This is a genomic window from Micrococcales bacterium, from assembly GCA_009784895.1.
GTDB lineage: Bacteria > Actinomycetota > Actinomycetes > Actinomycetales > WQXJ01 > WQXJ01.
Window position 1 is genome coordinate 12,496 of record WQXJ01000013.1, and the last position, 20,773, is coordinate 33,268.

The following is a 20,773-nucleotide window of genomic DNA, read 5'->3' on the forward strand; positions in this document are numbered from 1 at the left end:
CAGAGCGGACCTGGGCGCTAACTGCGGCAATTGCGGATGCAGATTGGGCATGTCCGCGCTGATGGCGTACACTGGCCGGCTGGACGTGTGCGCCTGCCGGTGGCCGGTTGTCGCACCAGGTATTTGAGTCTTTGCGGAGGGATATGGCCAAGAAGGACGGTGTCATCGAAATTGAGGGCACAGTGGTTGAGGCGTTGCCCAACGCCATGTTCCGGGTCGAGTTGACCAACGGGCACAAGGTGTTGGCTCATATCTCTGGCAAGATGCGCCAGCACTACATCCGGATCCTGCCTGAAGACCGGGTAGTGGTTGAGCTGAGCCCCTATGACCTGGACCGCGGCCGTATTGTCTACCGGTATAAGTGAGCAAAGGAAACAACTGGTGAAGGTCAAGCCCTCCGTCAAGAAGATCTGCGAGAAATGCAAGGTCATCCGTCGCGGTGGCACCGTGATGGTGATTTGCCAAAACCCTCGCCACAAGCAGCGTCAAGGCTAAGAACCCGGTCAGCAACCAGGTTCTGGCTGTCACGGGCCTCGGTCCGGGGCGGTGAAAAAATGAAAAGCGCAATGGCATCGGTTGGCTCGTTTGGGCCAGCTGAAACCCCCGGTTGGAGGCCGGGGCCCGCAAGGGGCGCCGTTGCGGCAGACCTCCACCTGGACACCAGGAGTACAGCCATATGGCTCGTCTAGTCGGTGTGGACCTGCCGCGCGAAAAGCGCGTTGAGGTCGCACTCACCTACATTTTCGGCATCGGGCGCACTCGTGCCGCCAAGACCTTAGAGGCCACCAAGGTCAGCCCTGACACTCGCGTCAAGGACCTGGGTGACCAGGAACTGGTGGCCCTGAGGGATTTCATCGAAGCCAACTACCGCGTCGAAGGTGACCTTCGCCGCGAGATTCAAGCCGACATTCGCCGCAAGGTGGAGATCGGGTCCTACCAGGGTATTCGCCACCGGCGTGGACTGCCGGTCCACGGCCAGCGGACCAAAACCAACGCTCGCACCCGCAAGGGTCGCAAGCGCACAGTAGCTGGCAAGAAGAAGGCCGGCAAGAAGTAGTCCGCCCGAAGCAGACCTCAAAAGGAGAACTAGGCAGCCATGCCCCCTAAGACCCGCGCCGGCGCCAGGAAGGTGCGCCGCAAGGACAAGAAGAACGTGCCGGTTGGTCACGCCCACATCAAGTCCACCTTCAACAACACCATCGTTTCGATCACCGACCCGGGTGGCGCCGTGCTGGCCTGGGCCTCCTCTGGCCAAGTTGGCTTTAAGGGTTCGCGCAAGTCGACTCCCTTCGCCGCCCAGCTGGCGGCCGAGGCCGCCGCCCGCCGCGCCCAGGACCACGGTGTCAAGAAAGTTGACGTCTACGTCAAGGGCCCAGGTTCCGGCCGCGAGACCGCCATCAGGTCGCTGCAAGCCGCCGGCCTGGAGGTCGGATCGATCAGCGATGTCACCCCCCAAGCCCACAACGGCTCCCGCCCGCCCAAGCGACGCCGGGTCTAACAGCCTTGGTCTGAGGTTACGGGCTAGAACCCAGCCACCTCAGACACGCCCGCGTGGCCCTTTCCGCAAGGTCGGGTAGCCACAAAGGCCAGGGCCGGCATCGGGCACTGCCTGTTCCGGCCCGCACCTGGTCAACAGACCGAGTTTGATCAGGTGGAACTGAATCCGAAGCAGAGTCTCATATAGCGGGGGCTCTGAGAATAGGAATTCCTGCCAGTGCTGATTGCACAACGTCCCACCTTGACCGAACAGGTCGAATCTGACACCCACTCACGCTTTGTGGTCGAACCGCTCGAACCGGGCTTTGGCTACACCCTGGGCAACTCGCTGCGGCGCACCTTGCTCAGCTCCATTCCCGGTGCCGCCGTCACCTCATTGCGCGTCGACGGCGTACTGCACGAATTTTCCACTGTGCCCGGCACCAAAGAAGATGTCACCGATATCATCTTGGCGCTGAAGAACCTGGTCGTCTCCTCCGAACACGACGTGCCGGTGGTGATGTACCTGCGCAAACAGGGCCCCGGCGAGGTCACCGCAATGGATATCACACCGCCGGCAGGGGTCGAGGTGCACAACCCTGACCTGCATATTGCCACTCTCAACGCCAAGGGCAAGCTTGAGGTCGAATTGACCGTCGAGCGTGGCCGTGGTTACGTCAGCGCGGTGCAAAACAAGACCCCAGAAGCCGAGATTGGCCGTATTCCGATCGACTCGATCTACTCCCCGGTTCTCAAAGTCACCTACAAGGTTGAGGCCACTCGCGTGGAGCAGCGGACCGACTTTGACCGGCTGATTGTTGATGTCGAAACCAAGCGGTCAATCAGCCCGCGTGATGCCCTGGCTAGTGCCGGCAAAACACTGGTTGAGCTCTTTGGTCTAGCCCACGAGCTTTCGCCCGAGGCCGAGGGCATCGAGATTGGCCCCAGCCCAACCGACGCCGCCTTGGCAGCTGACCTGGCCCTACCAGTCGAAGACCTGGACCTGACGATCCGTTCCTACAACTGCCTCAAACGTGAAGGCGTTCACACAGTCGGCGAGTTGGTGGCTCGCAGCGAATCGGATCTGCTGGACATCCGCAACTTCGGCTCGAAGTCGATTAGCGAGGTCAAGGAGAAACTGGCGGCTTTGGGCTTGAGCTTGAAGGATTCGCCGCTGGACTTCGACGCCACCGAGCTAACGGGTCCGGAGTTCATAGAGGAAGATTCGGCCTTCTAGGGCCAACTAAGCAAAGGAGACTTTCATGCCTACCCCCGCTAAGGGTGCCCGGCTGGGCGGTGGCCCAGCGCATGAGCGGTTGATTCTGGCCAATCTGGCCACCCAGCTGTTTGAGCACAAGTCGATCACGACCACGCTGCACAGGGCCAAGCGCCTGCGGCCTTTCGCCGAGCGACTCATCACCTTCGGCAAACGAGGCGATTTGGCTTCGCGGCGCCGCGTCATGCGGGTGATCCGCGATAAGTCGGTGGTGCACGAGCTGTTCACCGAGATCGCCCCAACAATGGCCGAGCGTCAAGGTGGCTACACCAGGATCATCAAAATTGGCCCCCGCAAGGGCGACGCCGCCCCCATGGCCGTGATCTCACTGGTGCTTGAAGAGGTCAAACCAGCCAAGAAACGGACCAAACCCGAATCGAAGCCAGCCACCAAGGCCGACAAGCCAGACAAAAAGGCCAAAGAGGCCAAGGCTGACAAATCCGACAAGCCCAAAGCCGACGAGCCTGATGCCAAGGACACTAAGTCAGGCGACGGCAAGGCCGATGAGCCCAAGGACGAAGCCAAAGCTGATGAGGCCAAAGCTGATGAGTCCGATGAGCCCGGGGCCAAGGCTGACGAGGCCAAGGACGAAGCCAAGGCAAAGGCTGATGATGACTCGAAGGACGCCAAGGCTGACGAGCCCAAGGACGAAGCCAAGGCAAAGGCTGATGATGACTCGAAGGACGCCAAGGCTGACGAGCTCAAGGACGAAGCCAAGGCAAAGCCTGATGACGACTCGAAGGACGCCAAGGCTGACGACAAAGCCGACAAGGCAGAGGCTGGTGACGAAGCCGAAGCCAAGGCTGACGACAAAGACTGACAACTAAATCAATCGCGCAATCCGATAAGGGGGCGGGGCCAACCAGGCCCCGCCCCCTTGTTCTGTCGCCCAACCCCTCTCCCGACGCGAAACCGAGCCTTGGCAGATCCACGAGACTGAGGGGCGGCGCAGTGTTGTGGTCGGGGATTGGCTCCGGGCACATGCGACCGAGGCGAGCGTCAGTACGCCTGCGTACTGGACCGAGCCGATTGAGCATGTTGACGAGCTCGAAGGGCGAGGAGCATGGGTCTTATGGCGATGCGGAGCATCGCCCCAAGTCACGGCGCGCGACCACGATGCTGTGCCGCCCCGGACTGGACCATTCAGAAGCGAAATTGAGGCTGGCCGGACTGCTTACCATCGAGATTGAGGCTGGCCGGGGTGGCGTTCCCGCGCCACCTGGGGTTTCACACAGGTCGCGTCCGGTACAGGGTGAACTCGTTTGCTGCCTGTCCGGTACAGGGTGAACTCGTTTGCTGCCTGTCCGGTACTGGGCGAAGTCGATTCCACCTTGCCTGGTCTGGCGGGCCTGGCTCAGCTGTCAGCGCTGTGCGGCCGAGATCCGCCGAAAGCACCGCTCCGCTCCGATGCTTCTGGCGACACACCGACCTCACGGTAGTTGAGTGCTGTCAGTCCCCCACCTTGTGTGCCAGGACTCAACCTCGCGGGAATGACGGTCTTGACCTGCCCCTTCACCGCGAGAGACACAGCGGTCCACGAAACTGTGAGCATCAGCGTCAGACTCGGCATCAGCTGCCACCGGGCGACGACTGCTGCGGTTTGCAGAGCCGGACCAACCTGCTGCTGCACTTGGCAGAATCAGACGGACTTGCTGCTGCACTTGGCAGAGCCGGACCAACCCGCTGTTGCGGTTGGCAGAATCAGACGAACTTGCTGCTTCACTTGGCAGAATCGAACGAACTTGCTGCTTCACTTGGCAGAGCCGGACCAACCCGCTGTTGCGGTTGGCAGAATCAGACGAACTTGCTGCTGCACTTGGCATGCCGCCGCGTAACGATTGCCCACACCTGGCAGAAACCGCTCTCAGATCACCTGGTCCTTTACCCGGCCTGTCATGCAAGGCGCAGCAGAAGAGTTCAGGGAACATTCCCAGCGTCACAACCAACACCGGTTGACCTGCAAAGCGTCACAACCACTGCCGCCCCGGCCCTTTCGGCAAAAGCTCGGTGTCGCTGCAAAAAGGGCTCGGTGTCACTGGCTGCACCAGCTCGGTGTCGCTGCGAAGTGGGGGCTGGGTATCTTGGCTATTAGGTCTCGCGGGCTCAGTAAAGGTGCAGGTCAGGGGCTAGTTTGGCCAGAGTTAGTCAAGTGTTTACCCAATGTTTACCCATTGGCAGCAAAACGTTAGGACTAGGTCCGTAGCGTTCTCCCGGTGGTTGGATTCGCCACCTAAGACGACCTCACTTTCAAGGAGAATCGTGAAAAAAACCTCTGCATTGCTTGGAGCAGTCACGGCTGGCCTACTTGTACTAGCCGGCTGCGCCGCCAATGAGACCCCTGCCGAGACGGCCACTCCCGAGGCCACCGACGAGCAAACCCCAGAACAAGAGCCTCTCAGCGGCGAGCTGACTGGCTCGGGCGCTTCGTCACAATCGGCCGCACAAGAAGCCTGGAAGGCCGGCTTTGCTGGTATGCAGCCGGATGTGGTTTTGAGCTACGACCCGCAGGGTTCTGGTGCCGGTCGCCAGCAGTTCCAAGATGGCGCCGTTGACTTTGTCGGCACGGATTCTGCCTTCAAACAAGAAGAGCTGGACGAAGGCGACTTCCCTAGATGCGCCTCCAAGGAGATCGTGGAGATACCGGCTTACATCAGCCCAATCGCCGTGGCCTTCAACCTGGACGGTATCGACAATCTGAACCTTGATGCCGCCACAATTGCCAAGATATTTGTGGGCGACATCACCAAGTGGAATGACCCGGCCATCGCCGGTCTCAACGCTGATGTGACCCTGCCGGACCTGGCCATTGTGGCGGTCCACCGGTCTGATAAGTCCGGTACCACCGGCAACTTCACCGATTATCTCTCCCAGGTGGCCGGTGAAGTTTGGACCTACGGTGACGTTGAAGAATGGCCGCTGAACAGTGGCGAGGCCGCTGAAAAGACCCAAGGCGTGAAAGAGGTGCTATCCGGCACTGTTGGCGCCGTTGGTTACATTGATGCCAGCCAGGCCACCGATCTAGGCACGGCCTCAATCAAGGTGGGCGAAGAGTTCGTACCGTTCTCGGCCGAGGCCGCCGCCAAGGCCGTCGCCATTTCTGAAACAGTGCCGGACCGCGGCGACAACGACCTGGCTTTCAAGTTGAACCGGACCACCACCGAAGCTGGTGTGTACCCGCTGGTGCTGGTCAGCTACCTGGCTGCCTGCCAGAACTACACCGACGCCAACACTGGCGCCATGGTCAAGGCCTATCTCAGCTATGTCACTTCCCAAGAGGGCCAGGCCGCGGCGGCCGATAACGCCGGTTCGGCTCCGATCCAGGGTGAACAAGGCTTGGCTGAGAAAGTGATGAAGGCAGTTGACTCAATCGGTTAACTCAATGCCCCCAAGGGGGCCCAAACCGCTAGGTCAGGCCGCAACTGACCGAAGTTCGTCGGGGTCCTGGCTGTCTGCAGAAGACCAGCTAGGGCCCCGGCGGGCTACTTCCCTATCAGAGTACTTGCCCTCAGTGGCGCCGGCCGGCCGGCGCTGGGTTGATCCGGTATTCAGGACGGTGGCCTACGCCGCCGCCGCCATGATTGTCCTGATCCTAGGTGGGGTCGGGGTGTTTTTGTTGGTCCGTGGTGCACCGGCCTTTGCCGCCGGCGAAGGCGACCTGCCGGCTCATGCCACTAGCTTCTGGCAACTAGCCGGGCCGCTGGCCTTTGGCTCAGCCTGGGCGGCGCTGATTGCTCTGGCCCTGGCCGCCCCGGTGGCCGTGGCGGTGGCCCTATTCATCACCATGTATGCGCCGCGCCGCCTGGCCGGCACTCTTGGTTCGATGATGGACCTGCTGGCCGCCATCCCCTCGGTTGTTTACGGCCTATGGGGCCTGATGGTCCTGGCGCCACTGCTGGCCAAGTTCTACGGCTGGCTGGGCGCCCACGCCAGCTGGGTCCCGCTGTTTGGCGGCACACCCTCAGCTACTGGGCGGACCATTTTGACCGCCGGGGTGGTATTGGCGGTAATGATCCTGCCGATCACCGCTTCGATCAGTCGCGAAGTCTTCAAGCAGACCTCGCCCTTGGAAATGGAAGCGTCGCTGGCTTTGGGTGCCACCCGCTGGGAGATGATCCGAATGTCGGTCTTACCGCCGGCCCGTTCTGGCATTGTTTCTGGCGCCATGCTGGGTCTGGGCCGGGCCCTGGGTGAGACCATGGCCGTGGCCATGGTGCTTAGCCCAACACCCTTCCTAGTTACATTCCACCTGATCAACCCGGAAAACCCGGGCACGGTGGCCGGCTTTATCGCCTCCAACTTCCCCGAGGCACATGGCATGCAGGTCAGAGCTCTGATCGCGCTGGGACTGGTTCTATTCGCTTTGACCTTTGGCGTCAACTATGCCGCCCGGGCCATTGTCAGCAGCTCAGGCCCGTCCTCGGACAAGCCCCGCCGTCTCGGCCGCCGGGGCACCAATAACGACACAGCGACAAGACGCGGCCGGCTAGCGTTGCCATTTGGTTTCGGTGGGCGTGAAACCACCACCGAAACCCACCGGACGGAGGCCAGCCAATGAGCGTGCCAATCGCCCTGCCCACCAAGGCCAGGGTCCGCCGCAAAGTCAAAGACAAAGCCATGGCCGGTGTCGTTGGCGCTGCCTTTCTGTTGGCGGCCATACCGCTGATTTCGCTGCTCTGGACCGTCACCGTGCGCGGCCTGGCCCGTTGGGACGCTGAGTTCTTCACCTTTTCGATGCGCGGAGTGGTTGGCCCGGGCGGCGGTGTGGTCCACGCCTTGGTCGGTACGCTGCTGATTACCTTGGCGGCCTCGGTCATGTCGGTGCCGCTGGGCCTGATGACCGCGATCTACCTGGTGGAATACGGTTCTGGCGCCTTCGCCAGGACCATTAGGTTCCTGGTTGATGTCATGACCGGCATCCCCTCGATTGTGGCCGGTTTGGCCGCCTACGCCCTGTTCTCGCTGATACTTGGGCCGGGCACACGTTCGGGTTTTGCCGGCGCGGTGGCGCTGACCATCATCATGACCCCGGTGGTGGTCCGTTCAACCGAGGAAATGCTGGCCCTGGTACCGCTCGACCTGCGCGAGGCCTCCTATGCCCTGGGGGTGCCCAAGTTCCGCACCATCACCAAGGTGGTGCTGCCAACGGCTTTCTCCGGCATTGTCAGCGGCATAGTCCTGGGCATCAGCCGAATTGTGGGTGAGACCGCGCCTTTGCTGCTGGTAGCTGGGTTCACCGACGCGATGAACTACAACCTGTTTGACAAACGCATGGCCTCACTGCCGGTCTACATCTACGGCCAGTGGGCCAACAAGGGCGTCGACGCGGCGGCCTATGACCAGCGAGCTTGGGCGGCGGCCCTGCTGCTAATAGTGGTGGTGGTGACCTTGCACCTGACGGCCCGTGGCATAGTCCGCCTAGCTCGCCGGACCGCGGTATGACACAAGCCAAGGCTGTGGCCGGAACCCTAGCGCCGGCATCGGTCGCCACGCCAAGAGTCCCAGACCCAACTGAAGACAATCAGGATTGCCAAGCAATGACATCAAACCGAATCCAACTCGAAGACCTCAACGCCTATTACGGCAATTTCCATGCTGTCAAGGACGTTTCGATGACAATCGAACCGCGCGCCGTGACGGCCTTCATTGGACCTTCGGGTTGCGGCAAGTCGACCGTACTGCGCACCTTGAACCGGATGCATGAGGTCATCCCCGGTGCCACCGTGGCCGGATCGGTCAGGCTGGGCGGCGAAAACCTCTATGGCAAGAACGTTGACCCGGTCGACGTGCGCAGCCGGGTGGGCATGGTTTTCCAAAAGCCCAACCCGTTCCCCACTATGTCGATACGGGACAACGTCCTGGCCGGCGTCAAATTGCGCGGCGCCAAAATGCGGCGGGCCGAACAAGACGACCTGGTTGAAAACGCGCTGCGCTCCGCCAATTTGTGGGCCGAGGTCAAAGACCGGCTGCGCAAACCCGGCTCTTCGCTTTCCGGCGGCCAACAACAGCGGTTGTGCATTGCCCGGGCGGTGGCGGTTTCGCCAGAGGTGTTGCTGATGGACGAGCCTTGCTCCGCCCTGGATCCGATCTCTACCCAAGCCGTCGAGGATCTGATCGAAGAGCTAAAGAAGCGCTACACCGTGGTTATGGTGACCCACAACATGCAGCAGGCTGCCCGCGTCTCCCAGCGCACGGCCTTTTTCACGATTGACGGGCCACGGAGGCCAGGGCGGTTGATCGAATACGCCGACACTCTTGAGATTTTCCACGAACCAAAGGAACAAGCCACGGTGGACTACATTTCTGGACGGTTTGGCTAAACAGTTAGGGTGGTCAGGTGGCTATCACGATCCTGGAGTTGATCGCTGCGGCGGTTTTTGGGGCGGTCTTGGCCACGGTGTCAATGCCGTTGTGGCGCCTGGCCGGGCGCAACGACGGGCCGAGTCAGCCAACTGAGCCCGCAACTTTGCCGGAAGTGGCAATGGAAACCGCCCAGGCCTTTGGCGGCCTGGCCATAGCGGTGACGCCTTCGCATAGGGTTCTGTATTGTTCGGCCGAGGCCGACACCTTGCCTTGTTTCTCAGGCGCAGAGTTGGTCCACCCTTACCTTCGAGCCCTGGTCGACGAGGCCTGGAACGATATGGAAACGGTGGTGCGCCACTCCACCTTCACCACTTTGGGTCCAATCCAGCAAGCCGTGGTGCGGGCCACCCGCGTGGCTGACCGCTACGTCCTGGTGACCTTGTATGACCAAACCGATTTAGTGCGCACCCGCGATATTCGCCATGACTTCATCGCCAACATTGGCCACGAGCTGCGGACGCCAATCACCGCCGTCGACGTCATCGCCACCACGCTGGACGCCGCGTCCTCAGACGCTGAGACGGTAGAGCACTTCGCCGGGCGTTTGCGAGCCGAGGCCAGCCGTTTGGCTCGGCTGACCGAGGATGTCCTGGCCCTGGCCAGGGCCCAAGACGCCGATCCAACCCGCTTTGATGCGGTTGAAATGCCGCGGGTGGTCGAGACTGCCTTGGAGCGCCAGCGCACGGCCAGCGAGGCCAGGCAAATCGAGCTGCGCCCGCGTTTGGTCAGCCAGGCCGTGGTTTGGGGCGACTTCGAGTCGCTGACATCGGCAGTGGAAAACCTGGTGTCTAATGCGATTGGCTATTCACCCGGTGGCTCACGGGTTGATGTCCAACTGGCCCTCGATGACCCGCGCCGCGAGGTCGTTTTCTCCGTGACCGACCGTGGCATTGGCATTGAACCGACAGACCAAGAGCGAGTCTTTGAACGTTTCTACCGGGCTGACCAGGCCCGGTCCCGCCGCACTGGCGGCACCGGCTTGGGCTTGGCGATTGTGCGAAACGCGGTAGTCTCGCACGGAGGCAGGGTCATGCTGCGCTCCAAGCCCGGGGCCGGTTCGACCTTCATTGTCCGCCTTCCCCAGTTCAAGCCGAGGGAGGGGAGCATTGAGCAAGCTGCTTCTGGTTGAGGATGATGAGACCCTGCGTGAGGCGCTTAGTTTCCTGCTTCGGCGCGAGGACCACGAGGTGGTTGAGGTGTCCGATGGCGCGGCGGCGTTGGAAGCCTTCGAGGCCGAGGCCCCCGACCTGGTTTTGCTTGACCTGATGATTCCCGAGGTGCCCGGGATCGAGGTTTGCCGCCGGATCAGGCTGACCAGCGACGTGCCGGTAATCATGCTGACGGCCCTTGATGCCAAGTCTGACGTGGTCATGGGATTGGAGGTCGGGGCCGATGATTACATCACCAAGCCTTATTCGACCCCTGAGCTTTTGGCCCGGATTCGCGGCGCTCTGCGTCGCTCGAAGAGCCGGGTCTCGGCCGAGCGTGAAACCCGCCTGACTGGTGGCGGCATCGAAATGGACATTGAACGTCATCAAGTCTGGGTCGAAGGCGAGGTCGTCAAGATGCCGCTGCGCGAATTCCAGATCCTCGAAATGCTGTTGCAGCATCCCGGCCGGGTGGTCACTCGCACGGCATTGATGAACCGGTTCTGGGGCAAGGACTTTTTTGGCGACTCCAAGACTCTCGACGTTCACATCCGGCGTATCAGGTCCCGGATCGAGGCTGATCCGGCCAGGCCGACACGTTTGGTGACTGTGCGCGGTGTTGGCTTCCGGCTGCTCAACCCCGACCCGGAGGAAAGCGACGGCGCTTAAGGTCTCTGTGCCTTCTGGCCAATCGGCCTAGCTCATAGACCGGGCCGGGCCAATTCATCAGCCCAACCACAATGCTGTGCCGCCCCGGCCTTGCCTGTAATAGCTTGCCTCTGGGCAGATGAGAGGCTTGACCTGCACTTATGCGGCGAGACCGAGCTTTTGCGCACTCCTGCCTTGCGCTCAGACCGAGCCCTGGCGGGGTGTCTCCTTTTGGGCCTCGGCGAACAAGGCACTTGACAGGCAGCGAACGAGATGCAAGAAATAAGTTATAAGATTGTGACCATCGAAACCGTTTACACCACCACCGCGGCAACGCAGAATGGAAATGTGTTGATGACGACATCTGGCAGAACCCCTGCAAAGACGCTGGTGGTTGTGGGTACAGGCGGGACCATCTCGTCCCGGGAGGCCGCCGGCGGCGGCTCGATTGCCTCTGATACCGCCGAGGACCTGATCGGCTCAACCACGGGCCTGGAGTCAATGCGGATCGAAGCTGATTCGTTGTTCATGAAGAATTCCTATGAATTAACCCTGGAAGATATGGGCGTGCTGGCCCATCGCGTGGCTGAACATGTCGCCAGGCCGGAAGTGGCCGGCGTAGTGGTGACCCATGGGACTGACACGATCGAAGAATCGGCCTTCCTCCTGGAGCTGACCCACGCCTCGGACAAGCCGGTCGTGGTGACCGGCGCCCAGCGCAGCGCTGATTCTCCCGATTCTGATGGTCCGGCCAACCTGCGCGACTCATTGGTTCTGGCGGCAGCGCCGGCGGCCCGTGGCATGGGCGTGCTAGTGCAGTTCAGCGGGACGGTCTATTCCTCAGTTGGCATTCGCAAGGTTCACACCATGCGCATGAACCCTTTCGCGGTGCTCAACTCCGGCCCGATCGGCTACATCTTGGACCGCCAGCTGGTCATGGTAGCCCGGCCCTCCCGCCGCGGAGGGGTATTCCCGCTGCCCACAGAACAGTTCGGCAACTGTCGCGTCGAGGTGGTGCCGACCTACCCTTCGGCCGATGACGCGCTTTTGCGTGCGGCTGTCGCCAGCGGCGCCAGAGGTGTCATTATCGAGGGCACGGGCTGCGGCAACGCCAATTCTCGAATCAATGCCTGGATTGCCGAGGCCTCAAGCCAAGGCACAGTTGTGGCACTTGGCACCCGGGTGGTGTCAGGGCCTTTGCTGACCCGTTACGCCGGTGGCGGCGGGTTCGATTCGGTACGGGCCGGGGCTATTGGCACCGGACTACTCACCGTGGCCCAGGCCCGGACCCTCTTGGTCCTATTACTTGACCTCTATCCGGCCGAAATGGCCGCCAAAACGTTCGCTAGCTATGTCAGTGCCGCCCAGAAAAACGCCTGGGATGGGGCTGAGCGAGAAAGGAAATGACCATGAGCAAAGAGATTTTCGTCGCCTTTGGAGTCCATGTGGATGCCGTGGGCGGTTGGCTCGGATCCTACGGCGGGGAGGAATCGCCCGGTGACATCTCCCGTGGCGTCTTCGCCGGCCAGGTCGGAGTGCCGCGAATAAACAAGCTGTTGGCCAAATACGATCTGCCATCAACCTGGTTCTGGCCGGGCCATTCGATCGAAACCTTCCCAGCCGAATTCGACGCCGTTGTCGCCGCCGGGCACGAGATTGGGCTACATGGCTACAGCCACGAGAACCCAATCAACATGAGCCGGCAGCAGGAAACCGACATCCTCCAGCGTTGCATCGAGATCATCGCTGAACGCACCGGCCAGGCCCCCACCGGCTATTGCGCTCCGTGGTGGGAATTCAGCCAGGTGACGAACGAGTTGCTGCTGGAAAGCGGTATCAAGTACGACAACTCGCTGATGCACAATGACTTCACGCCTTACTACGTGCGCGTTGGCGACGATTGGTCAGCCTCGAGGATCAACTACGACCGGCCTGCCGCCACTTGGATGAACCCAATGACCTTCGGCACGGAGACCGACCTGGTCGAAGTGCCCGCTTCTTGGTACCTAGACGACCTTCCCCCAATGATGTTCATCAAGTCTGCGCCCAACAGCTTTGGTTTCATCAAGCCAAGCGACATCGAAGAGATTTGGCGCGAACAGTTCAACTGGGTCCACCGGGAAATGGACTACGCCGCCTTCACCATCACCATCCACCCCGATGTTTCCGGACGTCCGCAGGTGCAGCTCGCCCTAGAACGGCTGATTGAGCACATCAACAGCCACGATGGCGTTATTTGGTCGACCTTCGATCAAATCGCCAACGATTTCCTGGCCAGGTCGCCGCGCAGCTAGAAGTCAACTCAATGTCGTTTGTTCTAATCGACTCCATCAGCAAGTCGTTCGGCGCCACCCAAGCTTTACGGGATGTGTCGATGACCCTGGAACGCGGTGAGATACACGGGTTACTAGGGGAAAACGGGGCCGGCAAGTCAACCCTGATGAAGGCCATGTCTGGGGTGGTGGTACCAGACAAAGGCGAAATCAGCATCGATGGCCAATTGCTGAAGCCCGGCCGTCCGGAAGTCTCGCGGCGGGCCGGGCTGGGCATCGCCTACCAGGAGCTGTCCTCACCCCCCAATGTCCTAGTGGCGACCAAGCTGCTTTGGCCCAAGCTGCCCCGCGGCTGGAATGGGCTGGTTTCCCGCAAGGCCATGGTGTCCAAGGCCAACCAAATACTGGAGCGTTTTGACGCCACTGACATTGAACCGGACGCGATGATTGGGTCGGTCACCTTGGCGCAGCGGCAGAAGGTCGAAATCCTGGCGGCGATGTCGATCGACCCGAAGCTACTGGTGCTTGATGAGCCAACAGCGGCCTTGCCGGATACCGACTGGCTTTTTGGCATTTTGAAACGACTGAGCCAAGCCGGGACCACGGTGGTCTACATCACCCACAAGATGCCGGAGATCGACCAAATCTGCCACCGTGGCACGGTTTTGCGCAATGGGCGCACGGTCGGTGCCTTCGAACACGGCAGCCACAACGAAGACCAGCTGGTTGAGCTGATGATAGGCCGGTCGGTGGAGCACGATCCGGGAAGGCGGGCCGCCGCACTGCCCAGCGTTGGCCAGGGCAAGCCAACGCTGGCAGTTGAGCGCCTGGCCACCGACACTGGACTGGTCGACGGCACTTTGAGCGTCAGCCCGGGCGAGGTTGTCGGTATTGCTGCGCTGGAAGGCCAGGGCCAGCGTGACCTGTTCTACGCCATAGCAGGGGTTTTGCCGCGGGCCTCAGGAACGGTCGAGGTGGCGCGGACCGACGCGGCGGCGCCAACGGCATTGGTGCCAGAGGAGCGCAAGACTGAGGCACTGCTGCCGCGGCAGAGCACTGAATACAACCTGTCGATCTCGTCGCTGAAGAAGATTGCCCGGGCAGGAGTGGTCTCACGCCGGCGAGAGCGATCCTTTGCCGAAGACACAGCCTCCAACGTCAACTTGCCTAGTTCGATGCTGGCCAAACCGATCGATGCGCTGTCTGGTGGAAACCAGCAAAAGGCGGTGCTTGGACGCACCTTGGCCCGTGATCCGGCCGTCTTGGTGCTGTTTGACCCGACCCGCGGCGTCGACCCGGGCACCAAATTCGAAATCTACGATTTCATCCGAGGTTTCGCCGCCAAAGGACGTGCGGTTTTGATGTACTCAACCGAAATCCCAGAGCTGGTCCGGTTGTGCCACCGGGTCTACGCCATCTCGGGCGGGCGGATAGTGGCCGAGTTCAAAGGTGAAGAGATCCAAGAACGGGCGATTATGGCGGCCGTCCTGGCTTGGGACGGTGATTCGAAATGAAAGCGATTCTGGCCTGGGCCCGGGCCAAACCGGAAACGATCGCCGCCATTGGGATCTTCGCCGTGGTTTATGGAATCTTGCTGACCGTCTCGCCCTTCGAGCGCAGCGTCTATTCGATCCAGAACTTCTCTGTCTTGCTGGCACCGCTGGCCATGGCCGCGTTTGGGACCTGTTTGGTGCTGATCACCGGCGGTTTCGACCTTTCGGTAGCCGGCACCATCTCGCTGGCCAGCGCCCTAACCGCGACCTGGTTTGACGGCCAGGCGGGACCGCCCTGGGCCAAATTGGCTCTAATTGTGCTGATTGGTGCGGTAGCCGGAATGGTCAACGGGCTCCTGGTCTCATTTGGCCTGCAATCCCTGGCCGTATCCGTGGCCACGTTCACGGTCTTATCCGGGTTGGCTCTGGTGACTTTGCGCGCACCGGGTGGAAATGTGCCGCCGGACCTGATCAAGGCGGTCAATTCTGGTGTGGCCCATGTGCCCTTACCGCTGGTCTTTCTGATTGTGGCCGGGCTAGCCTGGTGGGCCTTCACCCGCACCCGCACCGGCACGGCCGCCTTCGCCATCGGCGCTGATATGCCAGCCACAATCCTCTCTGGCGTGAAAGTCCGCGGAGTCCAAATCACCGTCTACACCTCTGCCGGCTGCTGCTACGCGCTGGCGGGCATCTTCCTGGCGGCTGGTTCTTCTTCCGGCGACCCAGGCGCGGGCCGCCCGTTCATGCTCTCGGCCTTTGCGGCCATGGCCCTTGGCCTGGTCAGCTTCAGGGGTGGGCGCGGCTCGGCCGTCGCCGCGATGTTCGGTGCTGGCACTGTCACGGCCCTGCCCAAGATGCTTTTCGCCGTTGGCATTGCCGACTTTTGGACGGGGATATGCCAAGGCGCGGTCATTTTGGTGGCGTTGGCCATTCCACTCTTGGTCTCAATAGTTGGCGACCGGCGCAAGCTGGCTCGCGCTGTCAAGGCACAAGCCGTGGAGGTGACCCCATGAGCGAGAAGCCAACCAAATCCAAGTTCGCCTCGGTCAACATCCAGGTGCTGGTGGTGTGGTTGTGCGCGGCGGCGACTATCCCGGCCTCCAGGTTCTTTTCACCAACACTGCCCAATCTGGGCATGATCTCCTCGGTGGCGCCGCTGGTGCTGATCCTGGCCATTATCGCCTTTGGGCAGGGCATGGCGATCTTGTCCGGTGGCTTTGACCTTTCGGTCGCTCCGGTGGTGACACTGGGCGCCTTCCTCCCTGGGTTGCTGGCCAACGGGTATATGCACTGGTTGCCGGCAGTACTGATTGGTGTGGTTGCCTGTGCCGCCATTGGCGCCATCAACGGACTGTTGGTCGCCCACGCCGGCTTCCCACCGTTCATTGTGACCCTTGCCATCGGGTCGATCTTGGCCTCGGCCATGCTTGGGGCCAGCCGGGGTGCGCCAGCCCAGCCCGCACCGCGACAATTGACAGTCCTGTTCGCCCATGGCACTTCGTTTGCCGGCCTGCCGCTCTCGGCCTATCTGCTGTTAGTGGTCGTGGCTGGCGGATTCTTGGTCCAAAACCGCACCGGCCTGGGGCGTTCTGCTACCGCCGTTGGTGGCTCGGGGCGGGCGGCCTTGATTGCCGGGATCCCGGTCAAGCGCACTCTGGTTGGCGTCTACGCCACCGCCGGTGTCGCCTACGGCATTGCTGGGGTCTTGCTTTTGGGGTATTCCGCCGGCACCGACCTGACGATTGGAACCTCCTGGCTGCTGCCGTCGATTGCCGCCGTTGTAGTGGGCGGATCATCGATGAGCGGGGGTTCGGGTTCCTATATAGGCACTGTTGGCGGCGGCATGCTGCTGACACTTTTGAGCACCGATATTAACGCCCTGGGGATTTCCGAGGGATGGAAACAGGTGCTGTATGGCGCGATCATCGCCATCGCGCTGATTCTGTCCAGACTAAGCAAGGGAGGCCGTTGACGACCCTTCCGAGCTGACCAAAGCAACTATTAGCCGCTGGCTAGCGCCAGCCAATTCCAAGATGGAGCCAACAATGATCAAGAAAAGATACGGAGTGGCCTCTCTGGCCGCCCTGGCCCTAGCGTTGTCGCTCGCCGCCTGCACCTCGAGTCCTTCTGATCCCGCGTCCAACGCCGGAGGGGGCGGGGGCAACGGCGGCGAAAAGCAGCGCATTTACCTGAACCTGTCCTATACCGGCAACAACTGGCAAGATGAGGCCGCCAACTTGGCCAAAGCCATTGCCACCGCACCTGAATATGCTGAGAAGTACGAATTCGAGACGGTTATTTCCGGCACTGACGTGCAAAAGCAGATCTCTGACATCCAGTCGATGATTGGCAAGGGTGCCAAGCTGATCGTGTCCTACCCGCTGTCCCCGTCCGCCCTTGACCAGGTGGTGACGGCCGGTTGTGAGCAGGGAGTCACATTCGTTTTCTATGACTCCACTGTTAACGCGCCTTGTGCCTATAACATCTCGTTTATTACCAGCCCCTTCCGCGACGACAAGACCAGGCCGTTCTTCGGCGCGCAATCTGCTCAGGGCATTGTTGATGCTCTGGGCGGCCAAGGCAAAGTCGTCATCAACCGGGGTGTGGCCGGAACCTCCACCGATAACGTGCACCACGACACCATGATGCAGGTTTTCGACGCCAATCCGGGTATCGAAGTTGTGGCGGAGTTTTATGGCGACTGGAATTCGCAAGTCTCCCAGCAAGAGATGGCCAAGATCTTGGCGGTGCACCAAGATATTGACGCGGTTTGGAGCGCCGATGGCGAACCAGGCGTAATCAAGGCACTCGAAGCTGTTGGCAAAAAGGCATTTGTCACCGGAAACGGCTCGTCCTATCTGATGCAGAAAATGGCAGAAGACGGCTGGAAAGGCATCGCCTCTTCGGCTAGCCCCGGTCAGGGTGGCATCGCCATGAAACTCGGCCTGCACATCTTAGAAAACGGACCTGAGGGTATTCCAACCAATATCGAGGTTCCGCTGCCCTGGCAGACCGAGAAGACCGCCAAGCTTTGCGTTGGCACCGAGTTTGTCGATGGCTGCAACTACTTCAAGGGTGTTGATGACACCTATATCGTTTCGATTTACGACCAGGATCTGTTGCCAGAAGCTTCGCTGACGGCCGCCCAGACCGGTACCGGGATCGACAAGATCGTGCCGCTGCCGGACATGATGCAATTCGAACAGGCGCCGGAACGGCGTATCTACACCCGTGGCGTCTGTGACGAGGGTTGGCATGAAGGCGTTGTGACCGAAGGCCAAACACCGTCCGGCCTGAAAGGTTGCGTCAAGGACTGACGGGACTGAGTGGGGTGGGTTGTGCGGCCCGGAATTTTCTGGGCCGCACACCTACTCGCCCGTGCGAAAGGGGACGGTTTGGTGCAGGATGGAGGTATGCCCTCTCCGGCGGTCTACCAATCCAAGGGCGAAATAGCCTACCACCAGGTTAGGCAGATGATTCTGGCCGGTGAACTGGCGCCCGGATCAAGGGTCGACCAGTACGAAATCGCCGAATCACTGGGCATGTCGTTGACCCCGATTCGAGAGGCTGTGCAGAGGCTGACCTCAGAGGGTCTGGTTGACCCTTCGGCCCATAAATACGTTCACGTGGCAGATGTCTCGGCCGAAGAGGCCCACGATCTGCTTGAGACACGGATGGCCTTGGACCCGGTGGCCGTGGAGTTAGCCGCCGAGCGGCACGACTCGGCCGAAGCCGAGGTGATTCGACAGGCCGTCTCTCAGATCATGCCCTTTGGTGACACCCATCACGACATTGCCATTGACGCGCACCGGGCGTTTCACCGTTCGATCTACTCCGCCTGCCACAACAGCACGCTGACCAGGACGTTAGACGATCTATGGGACAAGACTGATCGCTACCGCCGGACCTACCTGGTGCTGCCCAAGGGTGAAACTGACCGGCGGATGGACTTCGAGCAGCATCAAGAGTTGGCTCGGTTGGTCCTAGATAGAAACGGCTCGATGGCCGTGGAAGTGGCCCGGCGGCATATCGAGCTTTCGGTCACCGCGGACGCCTTCAGGGCGCTGACCGAGCGGCAAGAGGCTGCCGTCGGTTCCGCCGTGGGCAGCTAGCGCTGCCCGTCTATTCGTAACGCACCTCCAGTGAAGCTGGAGGCAAGGTGCCTGGCTATGGCTTAGGCCGGCACCGTAACTAGTGGAAAAGAGCAAAGTTGATGACAACCTACGAGGTTGCGGTCTTACCGGGCGACGGGATTGGCCCGGAAATCATGGCGCCAACCCTGGCAGCGATGACGGCGGTGGCGCAGAAGTTCGGCTTCGCCTTGCGCTGGGCCGAATACGACTGGGGATCGGATCGCTACCGCCGGACCGGCGCAATGATGCCGGTCGACGCCCTGGAACAGTTGGAGCGCCACGATGCCCTGCTGTTTGGCGCAGTCGGCGTACCCGATATTCCCGATGTCGTCACCCTTTGGGGCCTGCTCATCCCGATCCGCCGGGGCTTTCGCCAGTACATCAACCTGCGCCCGGTGCGGTACATCGATACTGTCAACTCTCCCCTGGCCCAGCCGGGCGGCATCGACATTGTGGTGGTGCGCGAGAACGTCGAGGGCGAATACTCCCAGGTTGGCGGCCGGGCAGGAATTGGAGCCGACGAATATGCCATTCAAGAGGCCTGTTTCACCCGGAAGGGCGTTGCGCGGGTGGCGAGGTATGCCGCTCAACTCGCCACCCGTCGCAGCGGCAATCTGGTCTCGGCGACCAAGTCGAACGGGATTGTTTTCACCATGCCGTTCTGGGACGAGGTTGTGGCCGAGGTGGTGGCCGGTTTCGACAACTTGCGCTTCAGGCCGGTGCTAATCGACGCGCTGGCCGCCCAACTGGTGCGGGCCCCTCAAGACTTCGACGTCATTGTGGCCTCGAACCTTTTTGGCGACATCCTGTCCGACCTGACCGGTGCCTTGGTCGGGTCCTTGGGTCTGGCCGCCAGCGGCAACCTCAACCCAGAGAGAAGCTATCCGTCGATGTTTGAACCGGTGCATGGTTCAGCGCCTGACATTGCCGGTCGCGGTGTGGCCAACCCCATGGCTCAGATCTATGCCGGTGCCATGCTGCTAGATCACCTGGGCCAAGTAGAAGCCGCCGCGGCGCTGACCGGTGCGGTTGATGCCGTTTTAAGGGCCGGTGTTCACACCCCGGACTTGGGAGGCAGTGCGACTACGGCGGATGTGTCCAAAGCCGTGCTGGCACAGCTGGCCTAGCCCCATCCCGGCGCTAGTCGACCAGGGCCCAGGCCCGCACCCCGCCAGCAATACCGGCGGTGTTGGGCACCACCACGACATCGTCTTCCAGGCGCGAAAGCACGGTCGGCGTGATCATGCGCGAATTGCCGCCGCCTAGGTAGCAGCGGTCCCAGTGGTAGACCGGCCGCAGTATCTCAAGTAGGCGCAAGACTCGGCGAGACCACAACGGGTCGCCTAGGGCCAGCCGGGCTTGTTCACCAATGAACTCGTCGAAGGTCAAGCCCCGCCGGGCTGGGGCGTGGGAGATCTCGAGATGTGGCGCCAAATGGCCGCCGTCGAACAGAGCTGTGCCCAGGCCGGTGCCCAAAGTCAAAACCAGTTCACTGCCCGTGCCGGCAATCACCCCGGCGCCATGCATTTCGGCGTCGTTGAGCACCAGCACCGGCTGGTCCAGGACCGAGCGCAATTCGCCCCGCATGTCGAAGCCGCTCCAGGCCGCCAGTAGGTCAGGTTCGAGTCGGGTGCCAGGGCCAGCCTTGTTGATGTAATGCGGGGTGTGAATTACCACGCCGTGGCGGATCATGCCGGGCATGCCCACGGTGGTTCTCTCGGAGGGGGGCAGCTGGGCTGCCAACTGAGCCACCGCGCTGACCAGCGCTGCCGGTGGCAGCGGATATGTCACTGGCCGGCGGCAGGGCCGGCTGCGCGGAGTGCCGGATGTGTCAAGCACTGCCGCTTTGATGCCGCCGCCACCGCAATCGACGCACAGCGTGACCAGGTCTTCCACGTCCCACACGGTAGCCTAGGACTGTGTTTGGCGACACTGGGCCAGGGCCACGAACACTGCTGGCCGGCGG

Annotated in this window: 21 protein-coding genes; 20 read left to right on the top strand and 1 reads right to left on the bottom strand. The window is 61.4% G+C overall.

Annotation, left to right across the window (positions count from 1 at the left end; all coding sequences use genetic code 11):
- The first annotated feature begins 143 nt into the window (after window positions 1-143).
- The 20 genes from infA to FWD29_03800 all read left to right on the top strand — a co-directional run bounded on the left by infA (window position 144) and on the right by FWD29_03800 (window position 19,934).
- Entirely contained in the window at window positions 144-365 is a 222-nt protein-coding gene (gene infA / locus FWD29_03705) for a translation initiation factor IF-1 (GenBank protein ID MCL2803047.1), read from the top strand.
- A gap of 16 nt (window positions 366-381) precedes the next feature.
- Window positions 382-495 carry a 50S ribosomal protein L36 gene (rpmJ, locus tag FWD29_03710; protein ID MCL2803048.1) on the top strand — a complete coding sequence of 38 codons (114 nt, stop codon included), beginning with the start codon at window positions 382-384 and terminating at the stop codon, window positions 493-495.
- Window positions 496-676: 181 nt separating this feature from the next.
- The gene (rpsM, locus tag FWD29_03715) at window positions 677-1,057 is read left to right on the top strand and encodes a 30S ribosomal protein S13 (GenBank protein ID MCL2803049.1); all 381 of its coding nucleotides are present in this window, start codon (window positions 677-679) and stop codon (window positions 1,055-1,057) included.
- A gap of 39 nt (window positions 1,058-1,096) precedes the next feature.
- The gene (rpsK, locus tag FWD29_03720) at window positions 1,097-1,498 is read left to right on the top strand and encodes a 30S ribosomal protein S11 (protein ID MCL2803050.1); all 402 of its coding nucleotides are present in this window, start codon (window positions 1,097-1,099) and stop codon (window positions 1,496-1,498) included.
- Window positions 1,499-1,714: 216 nt separating this feature from the next.
- Window positions 1,715-2,713: a DNA-directed RNA polymerase subunit alpha gene (locus FWD29_03725; protein MCL2803051.1), complete on the top strand. Its 999-nt coding sequence runs from the start codon at window positions 1,715-1,717 to the stop codon at window positions 2,711-2,713.
- Between the two features lie 25 nt (window positions 2,714-2,738).
- The gene (gene rplQ / locus FWD29_03730; protein MCL2803052.1) at window positions 2,739-3,572 is read left to right on the top strand and encodes a 50S ribosomal protein L17; all 834 of its coding nucleotides are present in this window, start codon (window positions 2,739-2,741) and stop codon (window positions 3,570-3,572) included.
- Between the two features lie 1,439 nt (window positions 3,573-5,011).
- Window positions 5,012-6,127, top strand: coding sequence for a phosphate ABC transporter substrate-binding protein PstS (locus FWD29_03735; GenBank protein ID MCL2803053.1), 1,116 nt, complete (start codon window positions 5,012-5,014; stop codon window positions 6,125-6,127).
- 133 nt (window positions 6,128-6,260) lie between these two features.
- On the top strand, window positions 6,261-7,307 hold the full coding sequence (pstC, locus tag FWD29_03740) for a phosphate ABC transporter permease subunit PstC (protein MCL2803054.1): 1,047 nt from the start codon (window positions 6,261-6,263) through the stop codon (window positions 7,305-7,307).
- Complete coding sequence (gene pstA, locus FWD29_03745; protein ID MCL2803055.1) at window positions 7,304-8,191, top strand: phosphate ABC transporter permease PstA; 888 nt, start codon at window positions 7,304-7,306, stop codon at window positions 8,189-8,191. The genes pstC and pstA overlap by 4 nt, the downstream gene beginning before the upstream one ends.
- 95 nt (window positions 8,192-8,286) lie before the next feature.
- Window positions 8,287-9,069, top strand: coding sequence for a phosphate ABC transporter ATP-binding protein PstB (gene pstB, locus FWD29_03750; GenBank protein ID MCL2803056.1), 783 nt, complete (start codon window positions 8,287-8,289; stop codon window positions 9,067-9,069).
- A 17-nt stretch (window positions 9,070-9,086) separates the two neighbouring features.
- On the top strand, window positions 9,087-10,241 hold the full coding sequence (locus FWD29_03755; protein ID MCL2803057.1) for a HAMP domain-containing histidine kinase: 1,155 nt from the start codon (window positions 9,087-9,089) through the stop codon (window positions 10,239-10,241).
- A complete protein-coding gene (locus tag FWD29_03760) occupies window positions 10,219-10,929 on the top strand; it encodes a response regulator transcription factor (GenBank protein MCL2803058.1) in 711 nt (236 codons plus the stop codon). The genes FWD29_03755 and FWD29_03760 overlap by 23 nt, the downstream gene beginning before the upstream one ends.
- Before the next feature lie 252 nt (window positions 10,930-11,181).
- Window positions 11,182-12,315, top strand: a complete 1,134-nt coding sequence (locus FWD29_03765) for an asparaginase (protein ID MCL2803059.1) — start codon at window positions 11,182-11,184, stop codon at window positions 12,313-12,315.
- 2 nt (window positions 12,316-12,317) lie between these two features.
- Window positions 12,318-13,202: a polysaccharide deacetylase gene (locus FWD29_03770; GenBank protein MCL2803060.1), complete on the top strand. Its 885-nt coding sequence runs from the start codon at window positions 12,318-12,320 to the stop codon at window positions 13,200-13,202.
- Between the two features lie 11 nt (window positions 13,203-13,213).
- Window positions 13,214-14,695 (top strand): sugar ABC transporter ATP-binding protein, encoded by a 1,482-nt coding sequence (locus FWD29_03775; GenBank protein MCL2803061.1) that lies wholly within the window; start codon window positions 13,214-13,216, stop codon window positions 14,693-14,695.
- Window positions 14,692-15,687, top strand: a complete 996-nt coding sequence (locus tag FWD29_03780; GenBank protein MCL2803062.1) for an ABC transporter permease — start codon at window positions 14,692-14,694, stop codon at window positions 15,685-15,687. Before FWD29_03775 ends, FWD29_03780 begins: the two co-directional genes overlap by 4 nt.
- Window positions 15,684-16,646, top strand: a complete 963-nt coding sequence (locus FWD29_03785; GenBank protein ID MCL2803063.1) for an ABC transporter permease — start codon at window positions 15,684-15,686, stop codon at window positions 16,644-16,646. Before FWD29_03780 ends, FWD29_03785 begins: the two co-directional genes overlap by 4 nt.
- Before the next feature lie 73 nt (window positions 16,647-16,719).
- On the top strand, window positions 16,720-17,991 hold the full coding sequence (locus FWD29_03790; GenBank protein ID MCL2803064.1) for a sugar ABC transporter substrate-binding protein: 1,272 nt from the start codon (window positions 16,720-16,722) through the stop codon (window positions 17,989-17,991).
- 96 nt (window positions 17,992-18,087) lie between these two features.
- Complete coding sequence (locus FWD29_03795) at window positions 18,088-18,786, top strand: GntR family transcriptional regulator (GenBank protein ID MCL2803065.1); 699 nt, start codon at window positions 18,088-18,090, stop codon at window positions 18,784-18,786.
- Between the two features lie 98 nt (window positions 18,787-18,884).
- Window positions 18,885-19,934 carry an isocitrate/isopropylmalate family dehydrogenase gene (locus FWD29_03800; GenBank protein ID MCL2803066.1) on the top strand — a complete coding sequence of 350 codons (1,050 nt, stop codon included), beginning with the start codon at window positions 18,885-18,887 and terminating at the stop codon, window positions 19,932-19,934.
- Window positions 19,935-19,947: 13 nt separating this feature from the next.
- Here the strand turns inward: FWD29_03800 and FWD29_03805 are convergent, their stop codons facing one another.
- Window positions 19,948-20,703, bottom strand: a complete 756-nt coding sequence (locus tag FWD29_03805; GenBank protein ID MCL2803067.1) for an ROK family protein — start codon at window positions 20,701-20,703, stop codon at window positions 19,948-19,950.
- Window positions 20,704-20,773 lie beyond the last annotated feature (70 nt).